General features: G+C 48.3%; 15 protein-coding genes, 1 pseudogene and 2 riboswitches. Of the genes and pseudogenes, 7 read left to right on the top strand and 9 right to left on the bottom strand.

Annotated elements, in window-relative coordinates; genetic code table 11:
• Positions 1-117: 117 nt before the first annotated feature.
• The 9 genes from MHB43_RS04875 to MHB43_RS04835 all read right to left on the bottom strand — a co-directional run bounded on the left by MHB43_RS04875 (position 118) and on the right by MHB43_RS04835 (position 10374).
• Positions 118-975: a MetQ/NlpA family ABC transporter substrate-binding protein gene (locus MHB43_RS04875; RefSeq protein WP_221819287.1), complete on the bottom strand. Its 858-nt coding sequence runs from the start codon at positions 973-975 to the stop codon at positions 118-120.
• Between the two features lie 46 nt (positions 976-1021).
• A complete protein-coding gene (locus MHB43_RS04870) occupies positions 1022-1693 on the bottom strand; it encodes a methionine ABC transporter permease (protein ID WP_339182113.1) in 672 nt (223 codons plus the stop codon).
• Positions 1690-2499, bottom strand: a complete 810-nt coding sequence (locus MHB43_RS04865; protein WP_339182110.1) for a methionine ABC transporter ATP-binding protein — start codon at positions 2497-2499, stop codon at positions 1690-1692. The genes MHB43_RS04870 and MHB43_RS04865 overlap by 4 nt, the downstream gene beginning before the upstream one ends.
• Before the next feature lie 131 nt (positions 2500-2630).
• Positions 2631-4934: a PQQ-binding-like beta-propeller repeat protein gene (locus MHB43_RS04860; protein WP_405131467.1), complete on the bottom strand. Its 2304-nt coding sequence runs from the start codon at positions 4932-4934 to the stop codon at positions 2631-2633.
• A gap of 101 nt (positions 4935-5035) precedes the next feature.
• A complete protein-coding gene (locus tag MHB43_RS04855) occupies positions 5036-5830 on the bottom strand; it encodes an energy-coupling factor transporter transmembrane component T family protein (protein WP_405131466.1) in 795 nt (264 codons plus the stop codon).
• A complete protein-coding gene (locus MHB43_RS04850) occupies positions 5805-7376 on the bottom strand; it encodes an ABC transporter ATP-binding protein (protein ID WP_405131465.1) in 1572 nt (523 codons plus the stop codon). The genes MHB43_RS04855 and MHB43_RS04850 overlap by 26 nt, the downstream gene beginning before the upstream one ends.
• Positions 7377-7970: an ECF transporter S component gene (locus tag MHB43_RS04845; RefSeq protein ID WP_036672660.1), complete on the bottom strand. Its 594-nt coding sequence runs from the start codon at positions 7968-7970 to the stop codon at positions 7377-7379. It abuts the gene before it with no gap.
• Positions 7971-8198: 228 nt separating this feature from the next.
• Positions 8199-8309: riboswitch (TPP riboswitch) on the bottom strand.
• 172 nt (positions 8310-8481) lie between these two features.
• On the bottom strand, positions 8482-9150 hold the full coding sequence (locus MHB43_RS04840; RefSeq protein ID WP_339182096.1) for a pectate lyase: 669 nt from the start codon (positions 9148-9150) through the stop codon (positions 8482-8484).
• A gap of 348 nt (positions 9151-9498) precedes the next feature.
• Positions 9499-10374, bottom strand: a complete 876-nt coding sequence (locus MHB43_RS04835; RefSeq protein WP_338591071.1) for a radical SAM/SPASM domain-containing protein — start codon at positions 10372-10374, stop codon at positions 9499-9501.
• Positions 10375-10589: 215 nt separating this feature from the next.
• A riboswitch (TPP riboswitch) is annotated at positions 10590-10692 on the top strand.
• Between the two features lie 161 nt (positions 10693-10853).
• On the opposite strand from MHB43_RS04835, the gene MHB43_RS04830 reads away from it, so the two are divergent.
• From MHB43_RS04830 to MHB43_RS04800, 7 genes and pseudogenes are all read left to right on the top strand, one after another.
• Entirely contained in the window at positions 10854-11618 is a 765-nt protein-coding gene (locus MHB43_RS04830) for an ABC transporter ATP-binding protein (RefSeq protein WP_405131464.1), read from the top strand.
• Positions 11608-12438, top strand: a complete 831-nt coding sequence (locus tag MHB43_RS04825; protein WP_405131463.1) for an ABC transporter permease — start codon at positions 11608-11610, stop codon at positions 12436-12438. Before MHB43_RS04830 ends, MHB43_RS04825 begins: the two co-directional genes overlap by 11 nt.
• Before the next feature lie 61 nt (positions 12439-12499).
• Positions 12500-13573 carry an ABC transporter substrate-binding protein gene (locus MHB43_RS04820; RefSeq protein WP_405131462.1) on the top strand — a complete coding sequence of 358 codons (1074 nt, stop codon included), beginning with the start codon at positions 12500-12502 and terminating at the stop codon, positions 13571-13573.
• Positions 13574-13766: 193 nt separating this feature from the next.
• Positions 13767-14588 (top strand): annotated as a pseudogene (gene thiM / locus MHB43_RS04815) (hydroxyethylthiazole kinase); the annotation flags it as partial.
• Positions 14585-15397 (top strand): bifunctional hydroxymethylpyrimidine kinase/phosphomethylpyrimidine kinase, encoded by an 813-nt coding sequence (gene thiD / locus MHB43_RS04810; protein WP_221818807.1) that lies wholly within the window; start codon positions 14585-14587, stop codon positions 15395-15397. The pseudogene thiM and the gene thiD, both read left to right, overlap by 4 nt.
• Entirely contained in the window at positions 15397-16062 is a 666-nt protein-coding gene (gene thiE / locus MHB43_RS04805) for a thiamine phosphate synthase (RefSeq protein ID WP_405131461.1), read from the top strand. The genes thiD and thiE overlap by 1 nt, the downstream gene beginning before the upstream one ends.
• A gap of 278 nt (positions 16063-16340) precedes the next feature.
• Positions 16341-17084: a MerR family transcriptional regulator gene (locus tag MHB43_RS04800; RefSeq protein ID WP_405131460.1), complete on the top strand. Its 744-nt coding sequence runs from the start codon at positions 16341-16343 to the stop codon at positions 17082-17084.
• The last annotated feature ends 430 nt before the right edge of the window (positions 17085-17514 follow it).

The following is a 17514-nucleotide window of genomic DNA, read 5'->3' as shown; positions in this document are numbered from 1 at the left end:
TGACCAAATTGTTAAATTTTTAAATACTTGTTACAGTAACCTGCCGAATTCCATAAAAAAAGATCCAAGCGTTATCGCTCAGATCTAAAGGTTATTTACATTGGACCAACGTATTCTCTATTTAAATGCCGGGATCGCGATATCTGCATATTTCTCTTCGAAGAAGGCTTTGACCTCTGGACCCGCCATGCGTTTAGCCAGCTTCTGGATCGCTTCGGAGTCCTTATTATCCTCACGAGCAACCATGGTGATGGCAAAATGGGAATCATCCTTCTCGGTTAACAGCGCATCCTTCTTCGGTGTAAGACCGAGCGGACTCGCATATGCCGGTGTCATGGCTACCAGATCAGCATCATCCATCATACGAGCCAGCATCAACAAGTCCACTTCCTCAAACTTGAAGTTCTTTGTATTCTCGGTGATATCTGCCTGTGTGGCGTTAAAACCTACGCCTTCTTTCAGCTTAATCAACCCGTTCTGCTCCAGCATCACAAGAGAGCGACCAATGTTGGAAGGATCGTTTGCAATTGCAATCGTTGCACCTTCTGGCAATTCCTCAATCGTTTTGTACTTTTTGGAGTAGCCGCCATAGATGGCATTATAAATAGGCTGTACAGCCACCAGATTGGCATTGTTCGCTTCATTATACTGGGTCATGTAAGGCACGTGTTGGAAGAAGTTTGCATCCACTTCCTTATTCGCGAGTGCCGTATTTGGTTGAACGTTATCCGACAACACAACAACTTCCAGATTGACGCCATCTTCCTTCAATAGTGGTTTAACAATATCCAGTACATCTGTCATCGGTGGAATCAACGTGGCTACTTTCAGCGTAACTTCTTGCGCAGCTTGTGTATCTTCTTTTGTTCCTTCAGCCGCAGGTGTTTCTTCTTTTTTGCCACAAGCAGCTACAACCAGCATTACTGCAAGCAACATAAGCATCATTTTTGCTTTCATTTCATGTCTACCCCTCATCGTATAATCTGTATTGGTTATTCGTAATAATGCACGGTCCAACCGTTCAGGATCTGCGATCCAGCCAGTGGGACAGTCTGCTACCTGTGAATTGGATCATCTGTACCAGGATAATCATAATGATGATCGTAAATACCATAATCTCCGTTTCGAAGCGCTGATAACCGTAGCGAATGGCAAAATCGCCAACCCCGCCGCCACCTACAATACCCATCACCGTCGAGTAGGAGATGAAGCTAATCGTAGCTGTCGTGAGTCCCAGTACAAGACCAGATCGTGCCTCCACGTACAAGAATTTCAACACAAGTTGCATCGTCGATGCCCCCATGGAAGCAGCAGCTTCAACCACTCCCCGCGGTACATCCAGCAACGCTTGTTCCACCAGTCTGGCGTAGTAGGCAATGGCAATAACCGAGAGTGGCACGGTTGCCGCCAGCGTACCTATGGACGTTCCCACGACAATCCGTGTGAATGGAATCATGAATACAACGAGCAATAAGAACGGAAACGAACGAACGATGTTGACGATACTACCGAGTACAAAGGACAGCGTTTGATTCTGATACCGTTGTCCTCTCCGGAATAAATACAGCAGTGTACCCAAAGGTAACCCGATCAGAACAGCTGCCGCAATGGACATGCCCACCATGACAAAAGTCTCTCCGATCGCCTGCCATATCTCATGCTGATATTTCAGCACAGACTCAGGTAACCTCATGACTTGTCCTCCTGTTCTGCCTGACGGAAGAAAGACGAACCTGTCATCCCGTATTCGTCACCCGCAAGCAAGGAGGTCAGCAGATCAGGCTGCGGAGCAGGGATACTGCTCACTTCCGCTTTAGACAACGTACGAACGAGTCGCCCATCCTTCATGACGGATATCCTGTGACATAGTCTGCGAGCCACTTCCATCTCATGCGTTACTACAACAATGGTCACGCCCAGCGTTTCATTGATATGTCGCAGCACATCCAGGATACCGTTCGTGGTCTGTGGATCAAGCGAAGAGGTCGGTTCATCACAGAGTAGCACATCCGGACGACTAGCCAGCGCTCGTGCAATCGCCACACGCTGCTTCTGTCCTCCGCTAAGCTGAGCAGGATATTGATCTTCCTTGTCTTCCAGTCCAACAAATCGCAGTACCTCCAGTCCACGTTCAACTCGCTGGGCACGAGATATACCCGCCAGTTCCAATGGCATGCAGACATTGCCACTCACCGTTCGGTTACTGACCAGATTGAAGTGTTGAAAGATCATGCCAATGGATCTTCGTGCCTGACGCAGACTCTGTTCATTCATCTGGGTCAGGTGCTGCCCATTCACAACAACCTCACCATCATCCGGCTTTTCCAATCCGTTGAGCATCCGCAGAAGCGTGGATTTGCCTGCACCACTCGATCCGATGATGCCATGTATTTCTCCTTGTCCCACTTCGAGGGACACCGAGCTTAATGCTTCGAATCCCTGATCTGTACGGGAACCGCGCTCGTTATAACGTTTGCTTACACCATATAATGAGATCATGGAGAGTCCTCCCGTGAATGATCATGCATGGTTCTTCAAGAACACATGAAGAAAGCCCGCACAGCCGATAACCGGAGCGCGAGCAAGCCTGTCCATTTATAATAAATCAACATCCCTTACGAGACAAGCTTTTAAGGTGAGATTGCCTCCTGAAGGCGGCTGGCTTCATATACACGAAAACGTCCGTTGGACGAACCCACATACACTTCATTACCGATCCGGTTGATCGTTCCATTCTTCGCATCCCGGTCCCGGTGCTCCGGGTTTCCTATCACAACGTCATGTACACGACCTAGCAGTGCTCCATTCTTTTTGTTAATTACGAGCAAATTCTCGTCCATGGGCAGCAGCAACTGATCATCAATGACCAGATAACTTCCCTGATTCGTCGGATGCCTTAATGTTGCAATCGTATCTTTGGTATCCCAGCTTGTCTCCCCCGTTTTATAATCCAAAGCCGCCGGGTAGCCGTTCTTAATCACATACAACTGATCCTCTTCCACCAGTCCTCGTTCAATCTTGCCCTTTAGCGTCCAGCGTGTTTTACCTGTCTTGGCATCGTACAAGGTGGTTTTAAAATCTTCATTTTCTCCGTAATGATCGCCGTTTTGGTTCTCACGGATCAACAGCATGCCATCATTCAGTACCTCAAATCTCTGTCCTGCCCGAGCAGGAAATTGTGCAAGCTTCTTTCCTGTGTTCAGATCAAGGAGCAGCCACTGATTATCCAGTGATATCCATCTTTTAGCATTCATGGTTGCAAAGGGGTCACGACGTTCGATTCCATCAAAATATGGATCATTCCCAAGTTGTTCTATGGTGGTTCGTTTTCCCTTTAAGCTCCATACGGTCCGGCCTGATTGCGGATCGGCTGCAATCAGCTTATTCTTTTCCCAAAACAACACATAGGGGTCATCTGCACTCTTGTTCAATAATTCATAACCCGTAGCCAGTTTTCGCGTCCACAATGTTTTTCCGTTTGCATTGTTGAGAACCGTTAACCAACTGTTGCTTGAGCTCTCAACAACCGGGTTATCCACAACCACAACGTTCTTCGCAACGGTGATGCCATTTAGTCTAAAATTTTGCTTAGGGGTGTACGTCCAGGTAACCTCTCCATTCTTCAAGTTCAGATGACGAATACGATCCACGTATTTTTTCTTGTCAGGGTCATAATCGGTGTAGATTGTAACGTATTGTCGTGCTGTATCCACCTCTGCCTGCTGTCTTCCAAAGCCTCCATTGATCCCCCATAATTTCTGACCCGAATGTCGGTCAAGAGCATATATGGAACCTTCGTAGTAATCCCCGCTAAATCCACCGTCATCCCCTTTCATCAGGAGTACATCATCCGTGGCTGCTTGTAAAAAAGTGTAGTTAATATCCCCCTGGTTGGTCCATACCGGTTTCCAGGGGATTGTTGTCGGCAGCGTTGTGCCATAGATTTTTGTTGTGAACCCATATTCATCCGTCCGACTGATGTTCCAATCAGAAACGGCAGCATTTCGATTATCCTGTGCTAAATTCCATCGTGTTCTGACCAGTCTGCCATTCTTGTTGAATGTGACCAATAATTGCCCATCTGCCCGCTCATATCTCCAGGTCTGTCCAATACTCATTGAATCACCCGTGTAATTTAGATTGCTTGAACTCTCCTTCCAATCCGGCTCGCCTAACCACCCAGCCACTTGTTTGGAGGTGGTTGCCTTGTCCAGCTTAATATCTGTCAGATGGCGTATAACCAAAGTTGGCAGCGATGCATCCTGTTGGAACCAACCATCCGCCACATTCATCCTCTGTTCTATAGCCTGTGCCTTGATCCAGAAGAGTCCTGGCCGATACGTGAAGGATTCTTTATTCCAGACTCGTGGGGCAATGGAGACCCCATACCATCCTTTCCACTTTGCAACAATAACAGCCTTATCTGTTAGCGCTTTCTCAAAAGACCAGGTTGTAGAACTATCCGGAGCCAGATACAGCTTACTGCCTGATTGGAGCGTGAAGCTTTGGGGAGCTGTTTCCGTCATGCTTCTGCTCTCCTTCAGTGCATACCAACTTGGCAGCCAAAAGTCTCCATGATCGGTTGACTTAAGCTGCACCCACTCGCCTCGAACCGAGGCCAACGTATACTTTTCGTTTTTTGTTGTATAGTATTCAATCCCCAGCTGGTCAGCAGCCACACTGCCATCCCTCCTGTTTTTGAACAGAGGAATGTCATTCATAAGTGTAACGGGTTCTCCTTGTTTGTAGGCCAACTGTGTTGATAAGACTTGAGAACTTGCACCCAAGGCTTGTGGCGTTGTAGCCAACGCTTGTCCTCCAAGCACGACCATTTTGGAATCCAGCAGCATCCATCCCGTCAACAGCACAGCTGATAATCCAGTCATGGTAATCCATTTGTACCCCGTTCTCTGCCAGTCAGGACCCCTCTTCACTCTCGTTCATCCCCATCCATTAGAAGTTATTTCCAATAGAGACGCAGCTATAAGGAAAAAGTTACCGTTTACCTCAATATATTTCTATCTATCTCCCAATATTACCTCACATCCACCATCGTAGCATGATAAGGAAAGGTGACCCCAATGTAATAAGCCGCTGTTAAGGTGAGCATATAATAAAATACAAACCACAGATCAGCTCGCGAATAGCCAATCTGAATGTAATACGTCCGGCTTGCGCCATCCGTGAATCCCTTCGCTTCCATCGCTACCGCCATTCGCTGTGCACGGCGAATACTCTGTGCCAGCAGCGGAATAGCGTAACGCTTAAGTGTACCATACACATTCCAGCGAGAGCCACGTTGCCGTGTTCCACGAATACGAATGGCGTAACGGAGCGTCTGGAATTCATCCAGCAAAATGGGGATCATGCGCATCGCGGCCAGAAAGCTATAGGCATATTTTGCAGGAAGCCGCCACTGCTGCATCAGTGAATAAAACAGCCTTACCGGCTTCGTTGTCAGTCCGAACAGCAAGCCAGCCGCTGCCATGCTCAACGAGCGAAAACCCAAGTGTAGACCGCGATAGAAACTCTCCTCGGTTATGTGAATCAATCCCCACTTATACCATGTGGTCTCTCCCTTACCAAACATCATCATACCTGTGGACGTGGAGATAAACACCAGAATGAATGGTGATGCGTACAGCATCAATCTATACCACGGATGACCTGTCCAGCACAGTAACAGCATCATCGCCAACGCAACGTTGGCCATTACATTCAGATTGTGAATGAGGATAATGATGACAAACATCATCGTCAGAATGATCATCTTTAATCCCGGGTTGACGTTATGAAGCCAGGTTTCACGGTGAGGAAACGACAGTTGCATCAGTTAACCTCCCCTCATCTACCGTCCAGATTCGGGTGCAATATCTTTTTACAATTTCACGATCATGGGTAACCATAACAATAGCTGTTCCTTCACGCCGCAATTGCTCCAATTGTGTTAACATGGCAAACGTATTACGGGCATCCTGTCCAAAAGTAGGTTCATCCAACAGCAGTATTCGCTGCTCTCTCACCAGTGCAGAGGCAACGCTCAAGCGTCGTTTCTGCCCCATCGATAATTGGAAGGGATGATGCTCGGAGAGGTCGATTAGTCCAAATTGATTCAACATATGATCAGTCCTGGCAAGTCTTTCTTCCGTTGTAAGCCTGCCCCCCAGCAATGAGAATTCTACTTCTTCCGCGACGGTGTTGGTCACAAATTGAAACTCCGGGTTCTGAAATACAAACGCGATTCGATCTGCAAGCTGCTCCGTTTTGCCAGAAGGCTGACCGTCCACCTCATAATGACCTGTTGTTTTCAGGATATTCATCAGAGATAACAACAATGAACTCTTGCCAGCTCCATTAGCTCCGACAATACCAATCCAATCCCCATGCCATACTTTGGCCTGTTCTACCTGAATGAAGGGTCTTTTCCCACGCCATCCGGTGAACTGCTGCAAGTCCAGTGCAGGCTGATTTGACGATGATACAGGCGATAAGGATGAGACATGAGATATGGGGGATATACCCGGTGTATCGGATAAGCCAGACGATTTCTGTACTTCCAAACTTGATATGCCGTGATCCACACACACTTGAAGCTTTCCAGAAGCACTTCCCTCTTCTTCCTTAGCTGCCTGCTCTTGCTCCTCCCATATGCCTGGATACCAGATTCCATAAGCCTTCAGCTTACCCCGTTCATCTGTAAATACCTGCTGTGCTGGCCCATCCGCCACAATCTTTCCTTCAGGTGATAACACAATGATGCGGTCGACCATATCCACAATCTCGTTTATTTTGTGTTCAACGATGATGATCGTTTTGTCACTGGCGATCCGTTTGACGGTATCCCACACCTGGGAAGTCCCCTCATCATCCAGCAGTGCAGTGGGTTCATCCAAAAACAATACCTCCGGGTCCATGGCAAGCATCGAAGCAATCGCAAGACGCTGCTTCATCCCCTGAGACATGGACTGGATCAATACACGATTCTGTTCAAAGGATAACCCCACTTGTTTCAGAACATATTCAATCAGAGCAGGCATCTCTTCACGCGGAATATTTCGGTTTTCCAGAACAAATGCGATCTCTTCATCCGTAAAGGACATACAAAACTGGGTATCCGGATCTTGAAAGACCACTCCTGCTTGGGCGGGAACCTGAATATCATCACATTTCATCGGAATCTCAACCGAACGTGGTATCAAACCGCTCAAAATTTGCAATAACGTCGATTTGCCGGAGCCACTCGGGCCAAGCAACAGCACTTTCTCCCCTTGACGAACAGAGAGAGACAAGCCCTGAAATACCAAGGCTTTCTCTCCCGGGAACTTGCATCTTAGATTTGTCACACTTACCGCTTGCGAATTCCCCTCTCCGCTCATCTAATCCAGCGCCTCATAATCCTGTTTCGATACCGGTCTGAGTGAACGTGTTACACCGGTCAGTTCCAATGCTTTGGCGAGATAATAAGCGAACACTCCTGCAATCAAGATGCTTCCAATGAAGCGGAATCCGATAAATAACGTATAATTCCAGGCCGAGAGTGAATCAATATACCCGTATTGGTAATCCAGCAAAAGCGAAGCCGCTGCGGCTCCTATGGCTGCAAGACAGGTGACAAACAGATTGGTTTTGCGATACAAAAATGCTGCGAAGAATATCTCGGCTCCCAATCCTTGCAACAGACCGTATACAAGTGTGGACATGCCCCATTCACTGCCCAGAAAGGCACTTACCGTTGAAGCCGCAACTTCAGCAAGAATAGCCACGCCTGGTTTACGAATGATGACAAAAGCAAACGTGCCCGCCATAAACCACATGCCATAGATCATCTGCTCCGCATGAACGCCAAATGGTTTCATCAAGTCATATGTAGGTCCCCATATCTTGTAAATCACCCCAAACACTACTGCGATCACGATGGTTACCAGAATATCCGTTAGTTTCAATCGCTTGTTGCCTGCTGTTGTTGCCATGTTCTCTACGTCCTTCCTTTGTTCCCTGTGGGGTTTATCATAATAAACGAAAAAGCCTCCCCGGTTCCGGGAAGGCCTTACGCAAAGTGTACAATCCTCACAATGATGTATGGGATGGATGTCGAAAAACGGAATATCAACCAGCTCCCTTCCGCCCTGGCAGATACACCACCACAGTTCAAAGAGGTCTGTTGTTCATTCACGTTCATTCCCACAATTCACCCTTACACATTGTAATTCCATGTTCTCTACGCTGGCATTACCCAGATCAGATGTACGGTCAGCGGCACAAGGCCACTCTCTCAGCCCAACTTCATTGAGCTCCCGGTTCACTTATTTCATTGCTTCTAATGTACATCAGATGGGTATTTGTGGCAATGGTCTCTACAAAAATCAAAAGTTGGCATAGGAAAAGGCATCCCCCTGGATGCCTTTTGGACATACTTCACGATGTGAAATAGCTACCTTATCCGTACACGCCTTCAATCCGTATTCCAAGGTATTCCTGTTCTTAATATTGCGTGTTCCCAGACTGGCTCGTTTTCCCTGAAGCAAACCCCTTGAACAACGTTGGTACTTTGGAATAACGAGTATTCGTAATTTTCCCTTGTGATGTGCTGCTGTCTGTACGCAAAATCGAATCTTTTACATTAGAAATGTTGGAATTATCCAGCGTCATGTTAACTGCGAAGGAAGTTCCACCATTTTGACGAACCAGCTTGCCAATATCATCTGCACGGAAATTTTTGATGTTAATTGTTCCAGCTGCATTCATCTGGAACACTTTATCATAAGCCTTATACGCTGCCCCACCGGTAATGTTAACCGTTCCGGCAGACTTCAATGTCAGTGCATCCTCGCCCACGTCTTGCCAGACCACATTCGATATATTACAGTTGCCATAACAGTGAACACCATCAGCAGCTGGTGATCCGATATTTACATTTTTGAGCGTAGCCCCTGCCTCCAGACGGAAGACTGGCTTCTGATTTTCTGCTTGAGATCCGTCGCCCAGTGTGGAAGGATTGGCTACAAATGTTTTACCTTGACCGTCATAGGTCGTACCCTTTGGAACAACAATGGTTGAATTTACAACCGTAGGCGCAGCCGCAGCCGGAACGGCACCAAATATAGAAGCAACCAAACCAGCGGACAGTAACAACGTCAACATTTTTTTCATAACTTTATTCCTCCCTTATTCTCTCGTTATTTGGTATTGTACAAGCCTGAGCTTGTACTGGAAGATCGTCAGAGGTGCACCTCTGTCCGACCCACAACCTAATCCTACCAAATAAGGAAGGTAACTAGAATAATCATTAGATCAGATATATCATGACATCGCACAATCCCTGTCATATCGGCATTTTTTGCATGCTAGGTCTCTCAAGCAATATGCTGATATCAACCTCTGGTATGCTCATTTGTAACGTATGTACCCCTCACTTAATCCCCGATCACAAAGAAAGACCACTGCATTTGTCTCCAAATGTGTGATCTTGAATGGCTTCTGGCTTGCTGATATAAGATATCAGGCTCCAAATCTCTGACGATAACCGCACTTTCGACATAACTCTTCCACAGCTTCGCGTTTGGAGAAGCCATATACCAGATTGTTCGCTCGCTCACCCTCAATAATCTCCGAGAATGACTTCTCGTGCACATTACCCAGGTTAATCACACCCTCGCCATCGAGACAGCATGGAACCACCGTTCCATCCACAAGCACAGCTGCCTGACCACGCAATGCATGGCAGAAGCCTTTGCCGTCATCTTCAGGTGCATCCAGACTTGGCCACTGGAACTCATGGTCCTGATTCAGGTATACATTCGGGGCAATTTTGACCCCGCTGCCTGGAACTACTTTTTCCTCAATGCGGAAGTCCAGATTGAACTCACGTTCCAATACTTCAAGGGTCTCGCGATTTCGATTCATCTGAGCATTTGTGAAGTTATCCTGCGTCAGATTCCACAGTCGGAATGAGATGATGACATTGTGCTTAACGGCCTCGTGTACAAAGGACAAAATATGACGCAGGTATCCGTCACGGTCTGTTGAACCTTCATGCCCATCGAAGCTGTGCAGGGAGAAATTCATCTGCCGCAGCGCCGGTTTGCCAAGCAATTTATGCTGAGTCTTGGGCAATAGTGTACCATTCGTTGTAATGTTCACCTTGAGTCCCTTCTCATGTGCGGAATCGAGCAACAGATCTATTTTGGGATGCAACAAGGGTTCGCCTTTGACATGTAGATAAATATGATTGGTGTGTGGTTTAACTTGTTCCAGTATATTGTTGAAGACTTCAGGGTCAATGAATCCTTTGGCACGTTGTGTCTGCGGACAGAAGCTGCATGCCAGATTGCAGATACTTGTGATCTCAATATATACTTTTTTGAACGTTTTCAACTCGGGTCCCCATTCTGCTTCGGAGGGAGCAATCCCACCTGCATTTGTGATCCAGCCAATATGCGCCATCCCTATTATATCGGGTTCATGAGCCAAGGTAAATTGTTCAGTTGTTCAGGTCTGACTCCAAATTCATCTCAAGAATTCCATCAAGCTGCCTCTTTACAGTTCATGTTCGAGTGATATATGCTGAACACATAACTGCATATCTTGAACTTTTGCACTAGGGGAGCCTTACGGCTGAGACGAATATGACTATTCGGACCCTTTGAACCTGATCTGGATCATACCAGCGGAGGGAAGTGGAGCGGCCTTTTAGTAAGCGGAATTTTATCATGTATATGTGAAGATAAACTGCGGATCTAACTTACAGACCCACTCATTTCTCCGGAAATGGGTGGGTCTTTTTTGTTTCTTTTGGCAGAGTGCAAGATGCGGTTGTTATTCCAGCAGTCTGACATCAAGGGGGTGAGAATCAGATGAATAACCATGTAACCATTCACAACATAAGCTTTGCTTTTCCCGATAAAAAGTATTCCCCCGTGCTCTCCAATGTGTCGCTTCAGGTTCAACAAGGAGAATTTGTCTCGCTCATCGGCTCCAGCGGATCAGGTAAAAGCACGTTCTTCAAGCTGCTCGCAGGCTTGCATGAGCCAACCGTTGGCACCATCGATATAGCTGATGTACCGCAAGGACAACGGCTCGGACGAGTCGCTTATATGCCGCAGAAAGATCTGCTGTTATCCTGGCGAACCGTCATGGAGAACTGCATGCTGCCTGCCGAGTTGGCACCAGGCCGACAGGACAAGGACAAGTTACGGGCCAACATTCTAGCTGGGTTGGCAAGGTTCGGCCTGTCGGGTTATGAACAGGCCTATCCAGATGAGTTATCCGGCGGCATGCGGCAGCGGGTGGCATTGCTTCGTACCTTGCTTACAGGCGGGCAGCTCATGTTGCTGGATGAACCCTTCGGTGCACTCGACGCCTTAACCAAACGAGAAATGCATCGCTGGTTGCTGGAGCTGTGGGAGGGCTTTGGCCAAACCGTATTGTTTATTACACATGACATTGAGGAAGCCCTGCTGTTAAGTGACCGTATCATTCTGTTAACTCCAGGAGGGCAAGGTCAGCAGTTGCGGGAGATGACGGTTCCTTTACCACGCCCAAGGCATTCGGACATGATCTACGAACCGGCTCTCGTGCAGATGAGACAACAACTGGAGGAACAATTGCATGCAAAGTGATAGAGCTGAGGTTAGCGTCTGGACGTGGTGTTTTAAGTGGCTCTCGAGGTCGTTTTCCCAATATGGTTTGTTTATTGTTCTCATGCTCTTTTCACTGGCGATCTGGGAAACGTTTGTGCGTATGGGATGGGTACCCTCCTTCATCATTCCTGCACCCACAGCCATCATAGGTTCACTGGTTGAGCATCGCCGTCTGCTGTTGACCATCCATCTGCCTGCTACCTTTATGGAGGTTATTGTTGGTTTTGGCTTGTCCATAGTGACTGGAATTACGCTAGCAACAGGCATGCATATGAACCCGTCGATTGAAAAAGCCTTGTATCCTTTCATCGTGATCAGTCAGACCATACCGCTGATTGCCTTGTCCCCCGTATTTATCTTGTGGTTTGGTTACACGTTGTGGAGCAAAGTCGCGGTGGTGTTCTTAATCGCATTCTTCCCCATTGTGGTCAGTACCTACGATGGACTCCGCCAAGGCGATCCAGAGCAGCGTGAACTGCTGCTCACCATGGGAGCCAGCAAGTGGGATATTTTTTGCAAACTCCAGATTCCACTGGCACTTCCCTCTTTTTTCTCAGGGCTAAAGATGTCTGTGGTGTACTGCGTGGTTGGTGCAACGATTGGGGAATGGCTTGGTGGCAGCAAAGGTCTCGGATACTTCAGCCGCCGCATGTCCAGCAACATGAACACGGATGCGATGTTTGCCGCTATTGTGCTGTTATCCCTGCTGGGGATCGTTTTGTTTGTACTGATTGCCTGGCTAGAGAAACGGTTTAGCATACGGCGGCATGGACATGGAGGCAAAAGAAAAGTTGGATAATACTTAGACAGGAATTAGATGTAAATACAAATCAAAACGATGAAATGAGGATCTTCAATTTATGAATAACAAAGGTATATACTCCCTGCTTCCCATCATGCTCATTAGCCTTTTGCTGATCATTAGCGGATGCAGCACCACGAATACTAGCAAAAACACGCCAACAACAGATTCTGCAACTAATGCACAGCAAACAGATCCGTCTGCAACCGAACCAACATCAAACGCCAAAGATAAACTGTCCATCATGCTCGACTGGTACCCGAATGCAGTACACTCCTTCATCTATGTGGCTCAGGAAAAAGGGTACTTCGCAGATCAGGGTCTGGATGTCGAAATTCAGATGCCTGCGGATACCAATGATTCACTCAAACTTGTTGCTGCCGGTAAAATTGATCTGGCTCTAAGCTACCAGCCCCAAATCTTACTCGCGCGTGGCGAGAACATTCCTGTACGATCCATTGCTGCTGTTGTTCGGCATCCACTTGTGCATCTGTTGACCGAAGCAAATGGCAACGTGAGTTCACCCAAAGATCTTGAAGGAAAAACTGTCGGTTATTCTTCGATTCCGCTGTATGAAGCGATGGTTCGTACGATGATCAGCCACGATGGTGGCAATCCCGACAACATGAATCTGGTTGACGTTGGGTTTGATCTGATTCCTTCGCTGGCTTCCGGACAGGCGGATGCAATTATGGGTGGTTTTATTAACCATGAGCAATTGATTCTGGAGAAAGAAGGACATGCCATGAAATCAATCAACCCTGTCGATTATGGTGTGCCTGATTATTATGAATTGGTCCTGACTGCGAGTGAGGCTGGCATTGAAGCGAAAAAAGATCAGCTTACCCGGTTCGTCAAAGCGATCCAGGAAGGACAAAAATATGTAACGGAGCATCCAGATGAAGCCTTGAATATTCTGCTCGCTCATGAGAATGAAACGTCTCCGCTTGACCCGGAGATCGAAACCAAAAGCCTGGCTATTTTAATGCCACTTATGAATGAGGAAGGTCAACCGTTTGGTCGGCAGGAAATGGAGTCGTGGGAGAATGTACGTGCATGGCTCGTTGAAAAGGATTTGATTGCTGAATCGGTGAAAGCCAAGGATGCTTTTATTAATCTGCAAGGAGAGTAAATAAAGGAGTGCAAGGTGAATGAAGGAAAAGTGACTGAACGCAAAGGGGATGAAAGCAAAGCTATATGCGCCTTAATATCTCTGGAATAGAGCATGGAGCGAGTCCTAACGAATCTGAGATACGCTATATCCGAATAAACAGCCGTTTACAGCTTTTTGGTCAAAGGATTCAGGAAAGCATACAAAACAAGGAGGAAATTATATGTCTTATCTGGAACGTGTTCGTACACAAAACCCGTTGGTACACAATATCACCAACCTTGTCGTGGCTCCCTTTACAGCCAATGGTCTGCTCGCACTTGGTGCGTCCCCTTTTATGGCCTATGCTCATGAAGAGGTCGCTGATGTCGCCAAGATGTCAGGTGCCGTGGTACTTAACATTGGTACACTCGATGACAAAGTCGTTCAGGCGATCCGATTAGCTGGTCAATCAGCTAATGCACATCACGTGCCTGTTGTGCTCGATCCCGTCGGCGCAGGCGCAACCACTTATCGCACGGAAACCGTGCAGATGCTCGTTCGTGAACTTCGTCTCACAGTACTGCGCGGCAATGTGGCAGAGGTCGCCAATGTCATCGGTGAGAGTTGGAGTATTAAAGGTGTGGACGCAGGATCAGGTGAGGGCGACCGAATCGGCATTGCGGAGCGGGCAGCGCATAAACTTGGCTGTGTCGTGGTCATTACCGGAAAAGAAGATATCATTACTGATGGACAATCCACATTCCTCACGAGTAATGGTCATGCCCTGCTCACTCAGGTCACAGGTGCTGGCTGTTTACTCAGTTCGGTGATTGGTGCTTTTACAGCCATAGCGGAATCAGGAGCCGATCTTCTAGGCAGTGTTGTTGAAGCGCTCGCGTTTTATGGTGTAGCAGCTGAACTGGCAGCAGAGCGGACAGCTCATCAGGGGCCGGGCAGCTTCCAGATTGAATTGTTGAATCAACTGGCACAAGTAACACCAGACCTCTTGGTAGGATGCGCACAAATCCGTCAGATCCGTGGAGGTGCAGTATGAGCATTGCTCAAGCGCTAACCATTGCAGGTTCTGATAACGGGGGCGGCGCAGGAATTCAGGCCGATCTGAAAACATTCCAAGAGCTTGGCGTATACGGCATGACCGTTATCACGGCTATTGCTGCCCAAAATACAACAGGTGTACAGGGCGTCTTTCCCATCCCTTACGATGGTATTGCCCAGCAATTGGACTCGACCGGCGAAGACTTTCAACCAACCGCAACAAAGACCGGCATGTTATATAGTGCCGAGATTATTCGTCTAGTGGCTGAGAAATGGCAGCAATACCGTTGGTCGAATCTGGTTATCGACCCTGTGATGGTAGCCAAAGGCGGTGCCCCCCTGCTCCAACAGGAAGCTGTACAGGCGTTGGTTACGGAGCTGTTGCCCCATGCCCTGATCACAACACCTAATATACCGGAAGCGGAACTGCTTACCGGAATGTCTATCACGAATCTGAGTCAGCGAGAAGAAGCCGCAAGACAGATTGTACAGATGGGTTCAACGTATGCTTTGGTCAAAGGTGGTCATGATGAAGGAAGTGGCATGATCGTGGATGTGCTCTACGATGGGCAGTCTTTTCATTATCTGGAGAATGTTCGTGTGGTAACACGTCATACACACGGAACAGGATGCACATACTCTGCTGCGATCACCGCAGAGTTAGCCAAGGGTTCACCTGTTCTGGCTGCCGTTACGACCGCGCGAGCATTCATTCAGGCAGCCATCGAAGATGAGCTGGGGATTGGGGCCGGACATGGGCCGACAAATCATTTTGCGTATCAGCGCAGACAGCGGGGTGAGCAGTGATGCGCCCGTGGGAAGCAGAAGCGGTGCGACGCGCGATGCAGGTGTATTTGGTGATGGGCAGCGTCAATACAACGCAAGACCCGGTGGAAGTGCTGCGCCAGTCCATTGCTGGCGGCATCACGCTGTTCCAGTTCCGTGAAAAGGGAACTGGTGCCCTGATTGGCGAAGCTCGCATTACGCTTGCGATGCGGCTTCGCGAGGTGTGCAGCCAGCACGGGGTCCCGTTCATCGTGAACGATGATGTGGAGCTGGCTGTAGCGGTGGAGGCCGACGGCATGCATGTCGGCCAAGAAGATGCGGACGCGGCGCTGGTACGCGCCCGCATTGGAGATGGGCGGATGCTTGGCGTATCCGCCCACTCTGTGGAAGAGGCGCGCCGTGCGGTGCAGGCGGGCGCCCACTACCTTGGCGTCGGGCCCATGTACCCGACGCGCTCCAAAGCGGATGCCCACGCTGTGCTGGGCCCCGCAGGGGTGGCGGAACTGCGCGCCGCAGGCATCGCAGTTCCGATTGTGGGTATCGGCGGCATTACGCCCGATACCACGGCCGCCGTGATGGCGGCTGGAGCCGACGGCGTAGCCGTCATCTCCGCCATCGCGGGCGCGGCCGATGTGCGCGCAGCGGCTGCGCAGTTCGCTGCGGCAGTGCGCGGGATGCAGGCGTAGCCCTGCTCTCCCTGCACTGCCAGCCTCGTGGGCTGCACCGCCTACATGGTGCAGCCACAACCGCTCGTTCTCCTCTCCATAACAGAGGAGCCTCCCCCCTGCGGTGCGGCAATCTATGTCTTCGACTTAGAAGCGCATCCGCTCCCCTACAGTGACTGAGTCACCAATCCATGATCAAGATGCAGCTTCCATGCTTGCATCTTGTTTTCTCATTTTCAACGGTTGACTCTCACGTAACGTGACACTGTACAATCGGTGTTGTAAGGAGGTTTTCACACATGGCCATGAAAGTTAAGGAAGTTGCAGAGCTTGCCTCGATCAGTGTGCGCACACTGCATCACTATGATGAGATCGGACTATTAACCCCGGACGAAGTGACTTCTGCCGGGTATCGATTATATTCAGATGCCAACCTGGAACGGTTGCAGCAGATATTGTTTTTCAAGGAACTCGACTTCTCTCTGAAGGAGATCAAAAACATTATAACCAACCCCTCCTTCAATCCGGAAGAAGCTCTTAATATGCATCGACTTATACTGCTGGAGAAACGCCAACGCTTGGACCAGATGATTGCTACCATTGATAGAACGGTTTTACACGTGAGAGGAGAAATTAAAATGACAGCCAAAGAACAATTCGAAGGATTTGATTTTAGCCAGAATCCGTATGAACAAGAAGCGCGGGAACGTTGGGGAGACCATGCCGTCGATCACGCAAATCAGAAGCTGCACAGTAAATCAACCACAGATCAGAAGGCTCTATCCGATCAAATGAACGAAATCTACAAACATCTGGCTGCACTTCGTCACACAGAACCAGCATCTGCGGAGGCACAGGCTGGCATCAAAGAGTGGTACACCTGCCTAAACCAGATGGGAAGCTACTCGCCTGAAGCCTTCAGAGGACTTGGTCAGATGTACGTGGAAGATGAACGCTTCACGCGTAATATTGATCAGTTTGGCGATGGTTTGGCAGTATTTATGAGAGATGCCATGGCTGTATTTGCTGACCAAAACAAATAATATAGCCCTGTCTTCAACCACATACAGTATTATTCAACTCTCATTGCCGTCCAGATGTGGACTGTAAAAGATAGTCTGGAAGTTAACCCCCTGTCCTGTAAAAGGTAAAAATATTCTCGTCATCAGCTTTATTCGCTTTAAATGACATGACCCTTCGGATATTTGAACCTACCTCCTGGAGTGACCCTATCTTTCTTGTGATTAACCTTATGAACATGTTGGATATTATACTAGGGTTATGTGGTAAGTAATTTTAATCGATTCGTGTTGTTGCAAAAGTTATGAGCCGTATCCCACCTACTAGCTGGTAAATACACAAAAGGGACGTACACCCTCAGGCGTATCGTCCCTTTTATGTATGCAAGTAACTCAGCCGCAATGTGAACAAGCCTAACTGCTGCTCACTCTGAGTACTTTATGAATATCTTTT

Origin of the sequence: Paenibacillus sp. FSL H8-0317, from assembly GCF_045040685.1 — a bacterium.
In the GTDB taxonomy this organism is placed as follows: Bacteria; Bacillota; Bacilli; order Paenibacillales; family Paenibacillaceae; genus Paenibacillus.
The sequence above is the reverse complement of the archived record's forward strand: the minus strand, read 5'-3'. Positions and strand labels throughout refer to the sequence as shown.

Bases quoted from the DNA above. Each gene is read 5' to 3' on its own strand.
- MHB43_RS04820 (WP_405131462.1), top strand. From the start codon at position 12,500: ATGAATAACAAAGGTATATACTCCCTGCTTCCCATCATGCTCATTAGC.
- MHB43_RS04845 (WP_036672660.1), bottom strand. From the start codon at position 7,970: ATGGCAACAACAGCAGGCAACAAGCGATTGAAACTAACGGATATTCTG.
- thiE (WP_405131461.1), top strand. From the start codon at position 15,397: ATGCGCCCGTGGGAAGCAGAAGCGGTGCGACGCGCGATGCAGGTGTAT.
- MHB43_RS04850 (WP_405131465.1), bottom strand. From the start codon at position 7,376: ATGAGCGGAGAGGGGAATTCGCAAGCGGTAAGTGTGACAAATCTAAGA.
- MHB43_RS04825 (WP_405131463.1), top strand. From the start codon at position 11,608: ATGCAAAGTGATAGAGCTGAGGTTAGCGTCTGGACGTGGTGTTTTAAG.
- MHB43_RS04800 (WP_405131460.1), top strand. From the start codon at position 16,341: ATGGCCATGAAAGTTAAGGAAGTTGCAGAGCTTGCCTCGATCAGTGTG.
- MHB43_RS04840 (WP_339182096.1), bottom strand. From the start codon at position 9,150: ATGAAAAAAATGTTGACGTTGTTACTGTCCGCTGGTTTGGTTGCTTCT.
- MHB43_RS04870 (WP_339182113.1), bottom strand. From the start codon at position 1,693: ATGAGGTTACCTGAGTCTGTGCTGAAATATCAGCATGAGATATGGCAG.
- MHB43_RS04855 (WP_405131466.1), bottom strand. From the start codon at position 5,830: ATGCAACTGTCGTTTCCTCACCGTGAAACCTGGCTTCATAACGTCAAC.
- thiD (WP_221818807.1), top strand. From the start codon at position 14,585: ATGAGCATTGCTCAAGCGCTAACCATTGCAGGTTCTGATAACGGGGGC.
- MHB43_RS04875 (WP_221819287.1), bottom strand. From the start codon at position 975: ATGAGGGGTAGACATGAAATGAAAGCAAAAATGATGCTTATGTTGCTT.
- MHB43_RS04830 (WP_405131464.1), top strand. From the start codon at position 10,854: ATGAATAACCATGTAACCATTCACAACATAAGCTTTGCTTTTCCCGAT.
- MHB43_RS04865 (WP_339182110.1), bottom strand. From the start codon at position 2,499: ATGATCTCATTATATGGTGTAAGCAAACGTTATAACGAGCGCGGTTCC.